We start from the raw sequence: 16437 nt of genomic DNA on the forward strand, positions 1-16437 counted from the left end.
GCTGTCAACAAATATTGACAGCCCGCACGATTAGTAAACAAAACCTCACTGAGCAGGTTTTTTATTGAGCGTCTCTTTAAGCTGGCCAATCAATTCGCGACGGAAATCCCCCAGCCGCGGCTTATCGCCATCGATCCAGGGGAGTGGACGACAAACTTCCATCGCTTTGATGCCCAGGCGTGCCGTCAGCAGACCGGCACCAATCCCCTGCGCCGCCCGGGCAGAGAGACGCGCCGCAAGATCCTGCGACATCCAGTCCATCCCGACCTCCCGTACCAGTTCGCTTGCCCCGGCGAAGGCGATATTCAGCAATACCAGTTTGAACAGGCGCAGCCGGCTGTAATAGCCAAGCTCGATGCCATACAATCTGGCGATGCGGTTGATCAGGCGCAGGTTGCGCCAGGCGATAAAGGCCATGTCCACCATCGCCAGCGGACTGACGGCGATCATCAGGGTAGATTCCGCCGCCGAGCGGCTGATCTCACGACGAGCCTGCGCATCCAGCACCGGCTGAACAATGTGGGCATAGAGCGTGACCACTTCCTGGTCATTCTGGGTTTCGTGGATCGCCGCATACCAGCGCTGAAGCGCCGGGTGAGAGTGATCAATCCCGGCCTGAGCCGCAAGCTTTTCACAAAAAGCACGCCCTTTTCCTGTGCCGTGACTGTGCAGCAGATCCCGCGCTTCATCGCGTTCGTGGGCACGCTGACGCAAACGCCAGAGGCGACGCCACTCGGTGACGACTGAGCCAACGCCCGCACCAACAATCAACGCCCCGGCGGCGCATCCCCCCAGCGCCACCCAGTCCTGCGTTTGCCAGGCATTGACGCCCCACTGCACGCCCTGACCGATTACGCTCACACCAAAAAGGGCTAACCCGGCGGTCACCATCTTGCGCCACAGGCTGCGTTTCGGGCGCAGTGCCGCATCAACAACCGCTTCCGCCTGCCCCTCTTCAACCATCGGTTCGTCTGCCAGCACGGGAGCAAAGTTGTCGGCCTGCGGCCCGCTGAAGGTTTGCGCCGTTTTAAACGCCTCATGCGGGGGCTGCTCAAGCTGGCCGGTAAAATCAATGCGTGGTTTTAACGGTTCCGTCATCGCAATTTATCTCCAATTAAAAACTCCAGCGCGGCATCCAGACGGATATGCGGCAATGGCTGGTCAACGTTCATACTCTGCGGACGGAAGGCTTCGAACTGAAAACCCTGGCTTTGCCAGAAAGCCTGGCCCGGCAGACGCGCCGGGACTTCCCCCGGATAGACCGTGAGCGGCTCACCGTCGCTGAGACGGTTGCCCCGCAGGGCTGGAATTTTCTCGCCATTCAGGTCAATCAACCCACTCTGCGTAGCCTGTACGGACGCCAGCCCCAGACAGTCCATGCTGATCCCTTCGAAGGCCGCATTCTGCCAGGCATCCTGCACCAGCTGTTGCAGCAGGGATACCATGTTGGCGTGCTGATCGACCGTCACATGGTCAGCTTTTGTGGCGGCAAACAGCAGCTTGTCGATGACCGGCGAGAACAAACGGCGAAACAGCGTACGCTGGCCATAATGAAAGCTTTGCATCAGCTGCGTAAGCGCCAGCCGCATATCATTAAACGCCTGCGGCCCGCTGTTAAGCGATTGCAGGCAGTCCACCAGTACGATCTGGCGATCAAAGCGTAAAAAGTGATTTTTATAAAAGCCCTTAACCACCTTTTCACAGTAATAATTGTATCGCTCGCGGAGCATACCGGCGTTGGTGGTCTTGTCCGCCTGCGCCAGTTTCGATTCGCCGATGCTGTCAACGTCCGGCCACGGGAAAAACTGTAGCGCGGGAGCACCGGCTAAATCGCCCGGCAGAACAAAACGGCCCGGCTGAATAAAATGCAACCCCTCCTGCTTGCACTGATGCAGGTAATCCGTCCAGGCTTCGGCTATGACGGCCAGACGGTTTTCATCCGCCGGTGCCAGCGGATCCAGTCCTTCGCAAAGCTGGCGCCATTTGGTCGACCACTCTGCCCGCTGCCCCTGCAACAGACCGGTCATCTGTCGGGACCAGCTCAGGTAATCCTGCGCCAGCATCGGTAAATCGAGCAGCCATTCTCCCGGGTAATCCACAATTTCGAGATAGAGCGTGGACGTTTCTTTGAAGTGACGCATCAGGGATTCATTCGAGCGGAAACGAAGCGCAAGACGGATTTCGCTCACGCCACGCGTCGGGGTGGGCCAGGCGGGAGGCTCCCCATATAACTGCGCCAGACCTTCATCATAGGTGAAACGGGGTATGCCAAAATCACGTTGCGGTACGCGTTTCACCCCAAGCAACCGCTCCTCGCGCACTGCGCTAAGCAGTGGCAGGCGCGCCCCTGCATGCAGGTTCAACAGCTGATTGACCATCGCCGTAATGAATGCTGTCTTACCGCTGCGGCTCAGCCCCGTCACGGCAAGACGCAGATGGCGATCAACGCCACGGTTCACCAGAGAATTGAATTCGTTTTTAAGTCGCTTCATCGCCGTCCTTCATTGCCTGGAACCCTGAAAAAAGTCACTTCAGAATACAGTAAATTGGGGCAGATCGTTGATTATCAATTCTTAATTATTGCTATTGCCGTTTTCTCTCCAGTAAGATGGGCGCAATTGCTGTCCGTCTGGAGTGAGTAAGGTGTATGTCACCCACCATCTATGATATTGCCCGCGTTGCTGGCGTTTCGAAATCAACCGTGTCGCGCGTTCTGAATAAACAAACGAATATTTCTCCTGAAGCGCGCGAAAAGGTGTTGAAGGCGATAGAAGAATTAAATTATCAACCGAATAAACTTGCCCGCGCACTCACCTCTTCTGGCTTCGACGCCATTATGGTTATTTCGACCCGTTCAACCAAAACCACCGCAGGCAATCCGTTTTTCTCTGATGTACTACATGCCATTACGGCAAAAGCAGAAGAAGAGGGTTTTGATGTTATTTTACAAACGTCCAAAAGCAGCGAAGATGATCTGCAAAAATGCGTGGGTAAAATAAAGCAGAAGATGATCAAGGGGATCATCATGCTAAGCTCGCCGGCGAACGAGTCTTTTTTCGCGACGCTGGACGAATATGGCGTGCCCGTGGTCGTTATTGGTAAAGTGGAAGGTAATTACCAGAATATCTATTCTGTCGACACGGATAATTTCCGCGACAGCGCCATATTAACCGACTCATTTATCAAACATGGTCGAACTAAAATTGCCTGCCTGCATGCCCCGCTCGATTATCACGTTTCTATCGATCGCCTGGCGGGCTATAAATCGAGCCTTGAGAAGCAGGGTATTGCGATTAACCCGGACTGGGTTATTGATGGCGGGTATACCCATGAAAGCGCGCTTCAGGCGGCCTGTCAGCTACTCTCTTCAGACAACCCGCCCGATGCGGTTTTTGCGACAGACAGTATGAAATTGCTGAGTCTTTATCGTGCCGCGGATGCGCTAAACCTGACGATCCCGGAACAGGTCGCAATGGCAGGATACAGCGACCCAATGCTATCTCTCATTTTAACCCCTGCGCCTGGCGGCTTTGATATCCCCACCAGAAAGCTGGGCGAAGAGAGCTGCGATGTGTTGTTCAGGTGCATAGCGGGTAAACCTGCCCCGCATAAGATATTGGTTGAAACGCATTTTTCAGATGCTGCTTCATTACGCTAAAAACCAGGGGCAAACGCCCCTGGTGAAGTGTTATCAAAACGCGTAATTCACGCCGATACCGGCATAGTGGAAGCGGTCACTTTCCCCTTCGTCATGGTTTTCCCATTCGTAGGCATATTCCAGCGTCATGGATAAACCATTGTTAAAATCATAGGCGTACAGCATACCCAAACGGTTGAAATCATGTCCTTCACGCTCAGGATCGTCTTGCCAGTCCCAGTTTGACCAGCGATCGAGTCCCAGACGGGTATAAGGCGTTAGCGTCGTCTGACCCAATGAAATCGGCAGATAGGCGCGAATTTCCTGAGTGGAGAATTCACCGTTATTACGTGAACCGTCCATATTAAAACCGCGCTCTAAATAGTAATTAACTTTTGCCGAGACCGTTTCGTTAATTGTCCAGGTAAAACCGGTTTCGGTCTCGACGCGGCTGTCAGAATAGCCGGTTTTTTCCAGATCGTTGGCAAACTGATACATGGCAAACCAGCCGCCAAAACGCCAGTCGTCGGTTAGTTTAATATCCCAGTCAGGCTGAACTTTATAGCGCTGCATATTAGCACTACCGTCTTTAGCACCATGTTCATCCTTAAAGTGATAGCCATAATTACGGAAGCCACCGGTCAGGCCGAACGTAAAATCATCGGTGCCGATAAAACGATAGCGTAATTCTACTTCAGGACGATCGAAATAGGTGCCGCGCGTCATGCTACTGTAATCGACCGGCCCCTCCTGATACATAGCCAGCGAAATGGTCCAGGCATCCAATGTGGCATTAAACCACACGGAGGGTTCATATAATCCATCTTTATCGTCAGCCTGACCTTCGACGTTTTCAATTTCATACATGGCACCAATATTAAATTCCCACTGTTTGGCTGATTCTGTTGCTTGCGCGCAGCTCACCCCTGCGCACAGAACGAGCGCAGCACTTCTTAGTAGAGTACTCATTAAAATATTCCTTTATAATTAACACACAAAAAACCGGAAACTTTCATTTCCGGCGAACACCTTTCTTATCTAATAGCTGTTTCAGTATCAGCATCGAAGAAATGGCACTTATTCATATCGAACTGGATGCCGATATTCTCTCCGGCAACGTAATCATCCGCCGCTCCCGCACGGACAACCAGTTCATGCCCACCCACGGAGGCATAAAGCATAAATTCAGCCCCGGTCAGCTCAGCAACGCTGATCTTCGCCGTGATGTTTTCACCGCTTCGCTGTACGGTGAGAATGTCTTCCGGACGGATCCCAAAGACAACCGCTTTACGCTGGTAACCTTGCGCATTCAGCACGGCCAGCTTGTCCTCCGGGATCTCCAGATGCAGCGTTTCCGTCACAAAGTAGCGGTCGTCGATTGCGCCACGAATGAAGTTCATCGCCGGTGAGCCAATAAACCCTGCAACGAACATATTCGCCGGCTCGTTGTAGACCTGCTTCGGCGCGCCCACCTGCTGAATGATGCCGTCCTTTAAAATCACGATGCGGGTCGCCATCGTCATGGCTTCCGTCTGATCGTGCGTCACGTAAATCATGGTGGTATTAAGCTTCTGGTGCAGCTTGCTGATTTCAGCGCGCATCTGCACACGAAGTTTGGCATCGAGATTGGATAAAGGCTCATCCATCAGGAAGACCCCCGCTTCGCGCACTATCGCCCTGCCTAACGCTACGCGCTGGCGCTGACCGCCGGACAACGCACCAGGTTTACGCTGGAGATAGTCGCGCAAGCCCAGGATCTGTGCCGCCCAGGTAACGCGTTCTTCAATGACGGAGGGCGCAATTTTTTGCATTTTCAGGCCAAACGCCATGTTGTCGTAGACCGTCATATGCGGATAGAGCGCATAGTTCTGGAAGACCATAGCGATATCACGGGACTTGGCGGGAACATCATTCATGCAAACCCCATCAATAATCAGTTCACCCGCGCTGATCTCCTCAAGGCCGGCAATCATTCGCAGCGTCGTGGATTTCCCACAGCCCGATGGACCGACGAAGACAATAAATTCTTTGTCTTCAATTTCGAGGTTGAAATCCTTCACCACGTGGACCTGGTTATCATAGATTTTCTGAATGTGTTTCAGAGACAGTTGAGCCATTATTAATTCCTTATCAATACGCCCGGGATGCCCAGAACGCCGTCAGGCGTTCCCAGGTCAGTTCCTGCGTTGAATGAAGTTGTAATCCCGCATGGTCCAGGCCAGGCCCAATCCCGACCGACAGCATGCCTGCGGCGTTGATCGCATCTACCCCTGCGGCGGCATCTTCGATACCAATGGCCTCTTCAGGACGCACGTTCAGTCCTTTACAGGCCGCAAGGAAGATTTCCGGGTCCGGCTTTGAGCGGCAAATGCGCGACGCATCGGCGTAAAAATCGAAAGCCTGATGAATACCCAACGCGTGCAAAATCCCAGGGGCATTAAGCGATACGGATGCCAGGCCAATTTTGACCTTCGCGGCGCGAATATCCGCCAGCACCTCGCGAATACCCGGGAGCAGCGAGTCCTGCGTCAGTGATGCCAGCGACTGGACGTAAAGCGCGTTTTTTTTCGTCGCCAGCGCCAGGCGCTGCTCGTCACTGAACATCCCCTCTTTCCCGCCATGTTTCAGAATGCGCTGGAGGGAGTCCATACGGCTTATTCCCTTCAGCTGTTCGTTAAATACTTCGTCGAAGGTGATACCAATCTCCTCCGCCACGGCGCGCCAGGCCAGAAAGTGAAGATGCGCGGTATCGGTGATCACTCCGTCCAGATCGAATACAACAGCGTTAAGCGTCATGGCGCCCCTCCGTGGTAGCGGTCCCATTAACAGATGCAAGAAAGTCCTTACGCTCACAGACCTTTCGCCCTGATACATGCAGCGTTTTACCCCACAGCGTCAACGTGACAGGTGCGGTGGTTTCAATGGTTAACTGGTCATCTTCACAGGTAATGTGCATCGTTGCGTCCCGCCACCGCAGCGGGAAGGCGAGTTTCTGCCAGTGAGCAGGCAGCTTCGGCGCAAGATGCAGCTCCCCTTCGCTAATGTGCAGGCCAGCAAATCCCTGAATGGCGCCCAGCCAGATCGCACCGGTGGCGGCGGCATGAATACCGTCATCACTGCTGTGCGGGTCATCCCCCAGGTCGATGGCAATCCCATCGCGCCAGAAGGCATACGCACCCTCGGTGTCACCGCAGCGTGCGAGCACAATGCCGTGAATGGCTTTACTCAGGGATGAATCATGGATCGTGCGTGGCTCGTAGAACGCCAGATTGGCGGCACATTGCTGCGGCGTAAACCGTTCCGGCAGCAGGTAGTTAAGCATCACCACGTCGGCCTGCTTCAGGATCTGCATCTCGTTCACTTCCGCGCGAGAGTAATCAAGCAGAATGGTTTGCTTACCCGCTTTGGCTTTATAGCGGCTCAGATCGATGGCAGGTTTCGCCATGAAAGTATCGTCCTGCGGGATCACACCGTCTGCGTCGGCCTCTGGCAGCCACAGGCGCGCCAGGAACTTCCCGGCATTCTCCGTAAAACGCGCATCTTCACGCCCAAACATCGCCATAAACTGACGCGCGCATGCAACGTTGTGCCAGGCCAGATAGTTGGTGTAGGCATTGTTGTTGACATGCTCGGTGTACTCATCCGGTCCGATCACGTCATGGATCTCAAGACGACCATTAGTTTCCGTCGCGCGTCCCATCCAGAACGAAGCGGTTTCCATCAGCAGCGTCAGGCCCTCATTGCGCATAAAGGCATCGTCGTGTGTTGCCTGCCAGTAAGCGACTACGGCCCAGGCAATATCTGCCACGATGTGATGTTCAGCGAGTGCGGAAGCAACCTTCTGGCGAACCCCGGTGCGGATGTTAATGGCTGCGAATTCTGGCGTCTCTTCCTGTCCGCTGGCGGCGCTTTCCCACGGGAACAACGCGCCCGGCCAACCGTTACGCCGTGCTTTTTCACGCGCGCCCGAAAGATTCAACCAGCGATAGCGCAGCAGGCTGCGGGCAATCTGTGGACGGGTAAACAGATGGAACGGCAGCAGGAAAATTTCGGTATCCCAGAAGACGTGTCCCTTATACCCCTCACCCGTCAGCCCTTTCGCCGCAATACTGCTTCGCTCATCATGAGCAGGCGTCATTGTCGTCAGATGCCAGACGGCGTAATCCAGCGCCAGCTGATCCTGCTGTTCTGCACACGTCACTTCCACCCGAGCATCACGCCAGACCGCTTCCCAGGCGTACGCTGAGCTCTCAAGCAACGCATCGTAGCCTCTTGCCGCGCAGACTTTGAGATCGGCCAGCGCGTTGCGGGCGAAAGACTCCTGCGAGAGCGATTTATCGCAGCGATGCGTCAGCCAGACGATCTTCTCAAGTGTGACGGTGTCACCTTGCGTAATGGTCAGAGAATGATGAACGCTGAGGCGACGATTTTTGGCGGTGAAACAACTGTCGCTCTTAGCGGAGAGCTGACAAAACGCCGAAACAACAACTTCAGACGCCCGGTCCTGCGTTTCATAAACACCCTGCATGTAGTTCTGGTCAAAGACCCTGACCGAGATTTCATCCAGATGCTGCCTGCCGCTGTTCGTTTGTGTCGCATCTATGCCGGTTTTCAGCACGGCCTGAGCGGCGCCGTCAAGCGGTGTGATCGAGAGCTGCATTGCCACTAAGGGCAACTGGTCCAGCGAAACAAAACGACGGCTCTCGAGGCGATAGCGTTTTCCGTCCGGCGAACGCCAGACAACGTTACGATGCAGTTCGCCGTTAGCAAAGGCCAGCTCGCGTTGCCACTCAAGAATTTCGCCTGAAAGGAGCGTGAAATTGACGCCGTCCAGCTCAACTTCAATCCCGGTGACATCCGGCAGATTGATCAGCTCAGTGGTTTCGTTGCGTCCCGCGCGATGATACAGCCCCGCGAGATACATGCCTCTGCTCTGCTGGGTGTAATCTTCTTCATGCGTAGCGCGCATGCCCATGTAGCCATTGCCGCAGGCCATAATGGACGCGTACTTATTCAGACTATGCGGGCAAAAGCCCGGATCGGTTAATACAGACTGGTTCAGCATAACGTCACGCTTTCCCCTGTTTCCGCGGCTTCATATAACGCCGCGACTAATTGCTGGATCACCAGCCCCTGCTCCGCATCGGCAATCATGACCGGCTCGCCCAATACGTGGCGAACAAACGCGTCCATACTGCGCAGATGTCTCCGATCGTCAGCTTCTTCACGCTGGATCAGCGTCTGCAAAACACCGGCTTCGTCGTTATAAATGTGTGCCGGGAACAGCGTTGCACCCGCCTTCTCACCGCAGAAAGAGACGTTCATGATCGACTGCTCGCGGATATTAAGCGCAAAAGAGGTGTCCAGACGCAGAATGCCACCGTTGCAGAACTCAATCGTGCCAAACAGGGCATCTTCCACGGTAAACTGCGCAGGATCCCATTCGCCAAACTGGCCGGTGTGTTTCCGGTTCCCCAGTCTCTGGAAGCTGTGCGCGGTTACCCGCTTCACGGCCGGGAAGCCCAGCACATACATCGCGGCATCCAGCATATGAATGCCGATATCGATCAGCGGCCCGCCGCCCTGAAGCGATTTATTGGTGAACACGCCCCACCCCGGCACACCGCAACGACGCAGCGCCTGCGCGGAGGTGAAGTAAATTTCACCGAGCGTTCCGTTCATAACCGCATCGCGCAGGAGCTGGGTATCCAGGGCAAAGCGATGGTGAAAATCGTACGCGAGGACTTTTCCGGCCTTGCGCGCCGCGAGACGCATCTCATCCGCCTGGTGCGGCGTCATCGCCGGCGGCTTTTCACACATCACATGACAGCCTGCTTCGAGAGCCGCCATCACATGTTCAAAATGGAACCGGTTAGGCGAACAGACGCTCACCACATCCGGTTTTACTTCCTGCAACATCTCGTGAGCGTCCTGCCATGCCGATGGAATAGCATAACGTTCCGCGAACGCCTGTGCCTGCTCAAGGCGGCTGTCCATGACAGCCACCATTTGAACATCACTGCGCGTGGCGTAATACGAGGCATGCACTTTGTCTGCAACCTGCCCGGCGCCAATGATGGCGACGCGCAGAGGCAAAGGTGTAGAAGCACTCATCACGCTCGTCATCCTTAGCAATCACGCAAGTAAGTGAGAGAGTCCTTATAGGCCTGAGCCGGATCGTCGGCACGCACCCGGCACTCGTACACGACATAACCCTGATAGTTATCGGCACGCAGCTGATCGAACAGGCTGGCGAAATCGAGGCTGCCGCTGCCCGGCTGATAGCGGTGGTTATCAGCAATGTGCACATGACCCAGCAGGTCGCGGTTGTGATGCAGCGCTTCCGTCAGGGAGTCTTCTTCAATATTCATGTGGTAGAAATCACCGATGATCTGCACGTGCTTCAGGCCGTTCTCTTCGATATAACGACGCGCATCGGCCAGGGTGTTGATCATATGATCCTGATAGCGGTTCAGCGGCTCCAGGTAGACGGTAGTACCGGTGCGCGCTGCCACCTCATCCAGCCAGCGCAGGGAAGCGCTGACCGCTTTGCGATCGCCGTCCAGGCTACGTGGCGAAGTCATTGGCGGCAGACGGAAAGTAAACATCCCCCAGGCAGCCGGAACGATAATCCCCTTTCCGCCCACTTCTGCCAGCGCTTCCAGAATGCGTTCAATCTGCTGTAGACCGTTCAGGCGGCGTTCTTCGATAAAATCCCCGATCCAGCCATCGTATCCGCCACAGGCCGTCGTGACCGGCAGGCCAGTGGCTTTGATAGCCGCTTTTACTTCGTCGAGGTTTTCCACCAGCAGCCGGCCATCAATTTCGTAGCCATCAAATCCCATCGCTTTGATGTATTCGAATTTTTCCATGATAGCGGTCGGGAAAAAGGCCTGGTTTTGTGTTGCGATTTTCATGATTTGCTGTCCTTAGCTTAAAAAGTGACGCCCATTTTGATACTGAGTTCCGGATGCTGATCGACATATTTCATATAGCTTTCCGGGCTGGTGGTGAAGGTGACGACCGGGTCGATCAGATCTTCACAATTGAGATAACCGTTCATCAGCAATTCCCAGCAGGTCTCTTCAATACGCTTGCGGCTCCAGCGCGGATAATCCGGGTTGGGTTCACTGCATGCGCGGGAGAAGACAATTTTGGCGTTGTTGAAGTGTGCTTCGCGACCAAGGTTGAAGCCCGCCGCGAACGGCTTGGCGAAGGCCACGTAGGAGATCGTTCCGCCGTAGGCAAGACCGCGCAGCGCAGATTGCAGCGCATCTGCAAATCCGCTGGTTTCGATGATCACATCCGCGCCCTGCTTGCCGGTCAGTTTCTTAATTTCCAGACCAACATCGGTACCGATTGGGTTCAGGCAGTGGTCTGCACCGTGACGACGGGCGATCTCACAGCGATGTTCGATAGGATCGACACCAATGACCACTGACGCGCCGGCTTTTTTCGCCAGCTGAATCGCAATCTGGCCAATCGCGCCCAGCCCCACAACTACGACGAAATCCCCTACGCGGACGTTAGCATCACGCACGCCGCTCATGGCGAACTGCGCCGGATCGTAACAAACGGCATTTTTCCAGGATGCACCCTGCGGCATTTTGCGCAGCTTATAGTTGTTCACCGCGTTAACAATGACCGTTTCCTGCAACGGGCCGTAGCAGCAGACGCTGTCGCCGATCTGGTATTCGGTCACGTCCGCACCACATTCGATGATGTCGCCGACGATCATGTTCCCCAGCTGGAATTTACCAAATTCGATGCCGCGCGCTGCTCCTTCTTCACGCGGGGTAAACATCTGCCACTCCGCGTTGAACTCTTCATCGATGAACGGGCTTGCCGCGCGGAAATCCACGACTTCAGTGCCGTGTTTCGGGGCGCCATAACGGGCACGAATCTTCACCTCATGTGCTGCAACAGGACGATCTTCGTATTCCACCAGCGCCGCTACACGAGGCGCTGTCGCAACTAATTTTTTCATGACTGACTCCTTGTTAAAATCGGCCGCCTCAGCCCTTCACGCCGCCGGCGGTCAAACCACTTTTAATGAAACGTTCAGACAGGGCATACATAATGACGACCGGAAGTGCCGTGACCAGCGATGCCGCCATCATGCGACCCCAGATGTAATCTGGCGTACTGAAGAGCGTGTTCAGCCCGACCGGCAACGTGAAGTTGCTGGCGCTGGACAGGAAAATGGAGGCGAACAGATAGTCATTCCACGCCACCATGAAGCAGTAGACAAAGACCGACACCAGACCCGAGATCGCCAGCGGCACGGTGATGCGGAAAATGATTTGCAGGCGGTTCAGGCCGTCCATCATCGCGGCTTCTTCGATTTCGTCCGGGATGGTGTCGAAATAGCTGCGCAGCATAAAGACCGCGGTAGGCAACGTCTGCGTCACCATGGTGATGATCAGCGCCAGTTCGGTGTCATAAATGCCGAGCGCGGTGATGATTTTGAACAGCGGCACCACCAGCAGGATCCCGGAGAACATATAGACGGTGTAGAAGCTCGCATTGATCGTCGTGCGCCCTTTAAAGCGCAGTTTGGATAACGCATACGCGCCCAGCGTGCCGAGAAACACCGCAATGACCGAGGAGGTCAGCGACACCACCATGCTGTTACGAAAGTAATCCACAAACGGGAAAATCAGCGGGTTAAAGATGTCGATGTAGTGCTGTAGCGTCCACTCCTGCGGCAGAATAGTCGGGTGCAGCGAGATCGCCTCTTTCGCGCTTTTGAACGACGTCATCAACATCACAAAAAATGGAAACAGCGTGATAATCAGAAATAGCGCCAGTCCCAGATAAAAACCGATACGGCCCAGAACGCGTTTATTTGTTGCCATTGAGGTTTACCCTTTTTCTGGTCAGCAGAATGACCGCGAAGATGATCACAAACAGCACAACGGAAATGGCGGCTGCTTTACCCAGGTCATTGAACGCAAAGGCGGTTTTGTAGAGATATACGCCCAGAATGTCGACCTTGGTGGTGAGCAGATACACATCCGCAAACATGTAGAACATCCAGATGGTTCGCAACGTGACCACCGTGGCCAGCACCGGCATGATGGCGGGCAACGTCACGATACGAAAACGCTGCCAGGCATTTGCTCCGTCCATCTCTGCCGCTTCGTACAATGATTTATCAATGGTCTGCAAAATCGCGAGGAACGAGATAAAGGCGTACGGGAAGTAACGCCAGATGGCGAACAGCACAACCAGCACAAAACTGCTGCCAGGATTATCGAACCATAGCGGCGCCTGATCGTAGAGATGCAGCAGATCAACGCCCAGGTAGTTCACAATCCCGTAGCCGTTGTTGAACATGTATTTCCAGGCAAATACCAGTGAAATAGACGGCGTCACGTAGGACAGGATCACCAGTGAACGAGCCGTTTTCCGCATGCGGAATTCACGGTTAAAGAAGATCGCTACGGCCAGTCCCAGCCCGGTGCTGCCGAGCACGACCAGCGCCGTATACCAGAACGTCATCCACAGGGAGTGCCAGAACGCAGCATCGCCCAGAATGCGAATGTAGTTATCCAGGCCGACGAACACCGCATCAATACGCGGGTTCAGCGGTAAACGTAAAAAACTGATTTCAATGTTGGAAATCATTGGCCAGGCCACCAGGCCCCCCAGCAAAATCAGGCTGGGGGCCAACAGCAGCATGGCGAAAGGCATATCTGAACGACCAGAAAACAACGTCTTCATAATTCCCTTCGCAAAGCGCTCCTATCGTTGTGATATCAGGTCAGTCAGTTTCTTCTGGCTGTTGCTTAACGTCGCACTGAGATCTTTTTGTCCCACCGTCACGTTATGCACCATGGAACTGATAATGCCGGAGCCGGTAACGTCTCCCATGCGGGTAAAGTTTTTATCGCCCACGGCGCCAAATACCTGGACGTTCGGGAACTGCGCAATCAGCTCGTAAGGCAGTTGGCCAAAGGCTTTGATCACGTCGTTGTTTTTCCAGCTTTCAGTGCCCACCACGAGTTTGTTCACCGGCAGCGCCGCACCAGGGGACATCATCACCCAGTCAGACGCGTTTTGAGCCTGCTCCATCCAGGTCACAAACTTTTCTGCCGCCTGCGTTTCCTCTTCGGTCTGGCCGGTCGTGATCGTCAACGAGGTGATCATGCCGTACACGGCTGATGATTTTTCCGTCGGGACCACGAACCCCAGGTTGGCCGGATTGCCATCTTTGTAGACCGCGGGCAGGATATAGGTGGAGTAAACGGCCATAGGCGCAGAGCCGTTCATGAAGGCGTCTTTGATCTCCATGACATCATTGGAGCCCGGCATGGTGTTCGCGGCCAGTGCCCGATAAAACGCCAGCGCTTTCGACATTTCAGGGGTATCGATTTTCACGTTGCCGTTTGCATCAAAGACGTTGGCTCCGCCTGACAACGCAAACTGCGAGAAGGCCTGCTCCGTCATGACGCTTTCTGCGGTTGGAAGCGCGATACCGTAATGTTTTTTCGCCGGATCGTTGAGCGCCTGACTGGCTTTCAGCAGTTGCTCCCAGTTGTGCGGTTCTTCGATTCCCGCTGCCGCGAGCGCATCTTTGTGATACCAGACGCCGGACAGCCACGCGCTAACCGGCACCCCCGTCCATGCCTTGCCGTCTTCGGTGCGAACAACGCGTAAAATGCCGTCGTAAAAGGTATCTTCGCCGACGGCGTTAATAGCGTTGCCGATCGCGTCACGGTCCAGCAGTTGCTCTTTATCCATGACTTTGGCGTAGTCATGGCTGACTTCAATCACTTCCGGCAGCGCGCCGGTACGGGCCAACGTAATGACCTTGGTGTTATAGGCATCTTCCTCAACGGGGACCTGTTTCACCGTAATAGTCGGGTTTTCTTTCTCGAATTTTTCGATCAGTTTCGTAATAACTGCCTGACGCTCCTGTTCTACCGACGAGTGCATAAACTCAATGGTGACCTGAGATGCTTTATCGTCCTTACAGCCTGATAACAGGGCGCACGAAACCAGTGCTGATAACAGCACAATTTTGGGCATTTTCATTTTAGGGTCCTTTTTAGTTTTCTTTAATCCACATTACCTGCCATGGATTGAGGGTCAGTTCCGTACCGCTAATATTTTGTCCTGAGAGTAATTCCGTACCAAAGAGCGTTTGTCCATAAACGGTCTGCATTTTATTGCTAAAATTAAATAATGCTGTCATTCGCTCGCCATTTTCAGCAACACGAACAATTTTAAGAATATGTTCACCGATTGCGTCAAAAATAGCCTGACTATCCGGATGGAACGCACGCTCGCCGCGACGAACAGCAATAAGCTCATTCAAACGAGAATAAATTTGATAACGAATACTCTTCTTATTATTAAGCTCCCGATCAACCTGACCTGCGGTGTATTTCTTCCTGTTTATCGCGCGATTATATCCGAGACGTTCGACACCTTCATAATCGTTACGCGAACCAAGAATGCTTTGAATATATACAGCCGGTACGCCAGGAAAACTTAACAACACAGCATGCGCCAGGATGAACCGCGCAATGCGCTCATCATCTGAGCTGTCTCGCAAACTCAACGCATCAAGATAGGTGACATTAATTTCGTAGGGGCTTCGCGTTCCGTCAGGATTATTTTTCCAGTTGACCAGTGCGCCTTCCTGCTGAAGCTTATCGACCAGCGAGAGGATCTCTGATTCCGGAAGGATGCCGCGTAACGGGTTCAAACCGATACCATCATGCGAGGCCAGGAAATTAAACCAGGTGGTATGAGTTGAAGGCAGCGTCAGTGACCCCGCCCACTGGCACAGGGCTTTAACATCCTGACGATGAACAGCATGCAGCACCAGCGGCGGTAAGGAAAACTGATAGACCATCTGGGCTTCATTTTCACCATCACCGAAGTAAGAGATATTGTCTTTGTGGGGAACATTTGTCTCAGTGATGATCACCGTTCCAGGCGCCACGGCGTCCGTAATGGCGCGGAACAGCTGGATAAGGCAATGGGTTTGTTCCAGATGGATACAGGTGGTTCCCGGGATCTTCCACATAAACCCGACAGCATCCAGACGGATATAACGCGCCCCTTCCATGAGGTAATGGAGCAGAACGTCAACCATGGCAATCAACACCTGCGGCGAGGCGAAATTGAGATCAATCTGGTCATCGCTGAATGTGGTCCACAGATGACGAACTCTGCCATCATGAAGCGTGAACGGCGTCAGCAGCGGTAATGCGCGTGGACGCGTCACCGCGGATAAATCGGTTTCAGGATCGACAGAAATAAAGAAATCTTCGTAGCCCGGCTTCTGCGCCAGATAATTAGCAAACCATTCGCTTTTCGCTGACATATGGTTGCAAACGAAGTCAAACATTAAGCTGGCAGACTGTTTTAATTCCGCGACATCTCGCCAGGTTCCGGTTTCAGATGCAACCTCGTGATAATCAATAACGGAAAATCCATCATCCGAAGACCACGGATAAAAAGGTAACAGATGGACATGGGAAAACGTGCGAGAAAGCCATTCATTATAGAACCGGGTAAATACCGGCAACGCTTTCTCCCCTTTCGCGGAGAACTGATCGGCATAGGTAATCAGCACAACGTCTTTTTCATCCCAGCCTGACTTACGCTTTTCCGTAATATTAACCGCCACCTTTTCAAGCTTAGTTAATAACACGTTAAGGTGTGCATCTGAAAATGATTCACCGTAAATATGATTGATAAGTTTTTTAATTTTTGCGTTCACATTATTTTCCATGGTAGCGGTCCCACGGAGTGGCAATCTACTCCCATGTAAAATATCTGTC

General features: G+C 53.7%; 14 protein-coding genes. 1 reads left to right on the forward strand and 13 read right to left on the reverse strand.

Features of this window, described 5'->3' with window-relative positions; genetic code table 11:
- Nucleotides 1-45: 45 nt before the first annotated feature.
- Both IMQ56_RS15190 and IMQ56_RS15195 read right to left on the reverse strand, forming a co-directional pair.
- Nucleotides 46-1098: a YcjF family protein gene (locus IMQ56_RS15190; RefSeq protein WP_196063943.1), complete on the reverse strand. Its 1053-nt coding sequence runs from the start codon at nucleotides 1096-1098 to the stop codon at nucleotides 46-48.
- Nucleotides 1095-2492 carry a YcjX family protein gene (locus tag IMQ56_RS15195; protein WP_196063942.1) on the reverse strand — a complete coding sequence of 466 codons (1398 nt, stop codon included), beginning with the start codon at nucleotides 2490-2492 and terminating at the stop codon, nucleotides 1095-1097. Before IMQ56_RS15195 ends, IMQ56_RS15190 begins: the two co-directional genes overlap by 4 nt.
- Before the next feature lie 155 nt (nucleotides 2493-2647).
- Between IMQ56_RS15195 and IMQ56_RS15200 the strand changes: the two genes are divergently transcribed.
- Nucleotides 2648-3658: a LacI family DNA-binding transcriptional regulator gene (locus tag IMQ56_RS15200; RefSeq protein ID WP_023296696.1), complete on the forward strand. Its 1011-nt coding sequence runs from the start codon at nucleotides 2648-2650 to the stop codon at nucleotides 3656-3658.
- Between the two features lie 33 nt (nucleotides 3659-3691).
- On the opposite strand, the gene IMQ56_RS15205 is transcribed toward IMQ56_RS15200, so the two are convergent.
- The 11 genes from IMQ56_RS15205 to IMQ56_RS15255 form a co-directional block, all read right to left on the reverse strand.
- Nucleotides 3692-4606 carry an OmpG family monomeric porin gene (locus IMQ56_RS15205; protein WP_196063941.1) on the reverse strand — a complete coding sequence of 305 codons (915 nt, stop codon included), beginning with the start codon at nucleotides 4604-4606 and terminating at the stop codon, nucleotides 3692-3694.
- 65 nt (nucleotides 4607-4671) lie between these two features.
- On the reverse strand, nucleotides 4672-5754 hold the full coding sequence (locus IMQ56_RS15210; protein ID WP_058686507.1) for an ABC transporter ATP-binding protein: 1083 nt from the start codon (nucleotides 5752-5754) through the stop codon (nucleotides 4672-4674).
- A gap of 13 nt (nucleotides 5755-5767) precedes the next feature.
- Entirely contained in the window at nucleotides 5768-6433 is a 666-nt protein-coding gene (gene pgmB, locus IMQ56_RS15215; protein ID WP_196063940.1) for a beta-phosphoglucomutase, read from the reverse strand.
- Nucleotides 6423-8702 carry a glycoside hydrolase family 65 protein gene (locus tag IMQ56_RS15220; protein ID WP_196063939.1) on the reverse strand — a complete coding sequence of 760 codons (2280 nt, stop codon included), beginning with the start codon at nucleotides 8700-8702 and terminating at the stop codon, nucleotides 6423-6425. The genes pgmB and IMQ56_RS15220 overlap by 11 nt, the downstream gene beginning before the upstream one ends.
- Nucleotides 8696-9754, reverse strand: coding sequence for a Gfo/Idh/MocA family oxidoreductase (locus IMQ56_RS15225; protein WP_101677597.1), 1059 nt, complete (start codon nucleotides 9752-9754; stop codon nucleotides 8696-8698). Before IMQ56_RS15225 ends, IMQ56_RS15220 begins: the two co-directional genes overlap by 7 nt.
- An 11-nt stretch (nucleotides 9755-9765) precedes the next feature.
- Complete coding sequence (locus IMQ56_RS15230; protein ID WP_032669698.1) at nucleotides 9766-10554, reverse strand: sugar phosphate isomerase/epimerase family protein; 789 nt, start codon at nucleotides 10552-10554, stop codon at nucleotides 9766-9768.
- Nucleotides 10555-10571: 17 nt separating this feature from the next.
- Nucleotides 10572-11624, reverse strand: coding sequence for a zinc-binding alcohol dehydrogenase (locus tag IMQ56_RS15235; protein ID WP_015570403.1), 1053 nt, complete (start codon nucleotides 11622-11624; stop codon nucleotides 10572-10574).
- Nucleotides 11625-11652: 28 nt separating this feature from the next.
- On the reverse strand, nucleotides 11653-12495 hold the full coding sequence (locus IMQ56_RS15240) for a carbohydrate ABC transporter permease (RefSeq protein WP_015570402.1): 843 nt from the start codon (nucleotides 12493-12495) through the stop codon (nucleotides 11653-11655).
- Nucleotides 12482-13363: a sugar ABC transporter permease gene (locus IMQ56_RS15245; RefSeq protein ID WP_003856862.1), complete on the reverse strand. Its 882-nt coding sequence runs from the start codon at nucleotides 13361-13363 to the stop codon at nucleotides 12482-12484. Before IMQ56_RS15245 ends, IMQ56_RS15240 begins: the two co-directional genes overlap by 14 nt.
- 21 nt (nucleotides 13364-13384) lie before the next feature.
- Nucleotides 13385-14677 carry an ABC transporter substrate-binding protein gene (locus IMQ56_RS15250; RefSeq protein WP_032103386.1) on the reverse strand — a complete coding sequence of 431 codons (1293 nt, stop codon included), beginning with the start codon at nucleotides 14675-14677 and terminating at the stop codon, nucleotides 13385-13387.
- Nucleotides 14678-14690: 13 nt separating this feature from the next.
- Nucleotides 14691-16388 carry a sugar phosphorylase gene (locus IMQ56_RS15255; RefSeq protein WP_103269703.1) on the reverse strand — a complete coding sequence of 566 codons (1698 nt, stop codon included), beginning with the start codon at nucleotides 16386-16388 and terminating at the stop codon, nucleotides 14691-14693.
- Nucleotides 16389-16437 lie beyond the last annotated feature (49 nt).

The sequence above is a fragment of the Enterobacter sp. Res13-Sevr-PEC09-46 genome, from assembly GCF_015672585.1.
GTDB lineage: Bacteria > Pseudomonadota > Gammaproteobacteria > Enterobacterales > Enterobacteriaceae > Enterobacter > Enterobacter hormaechei_C.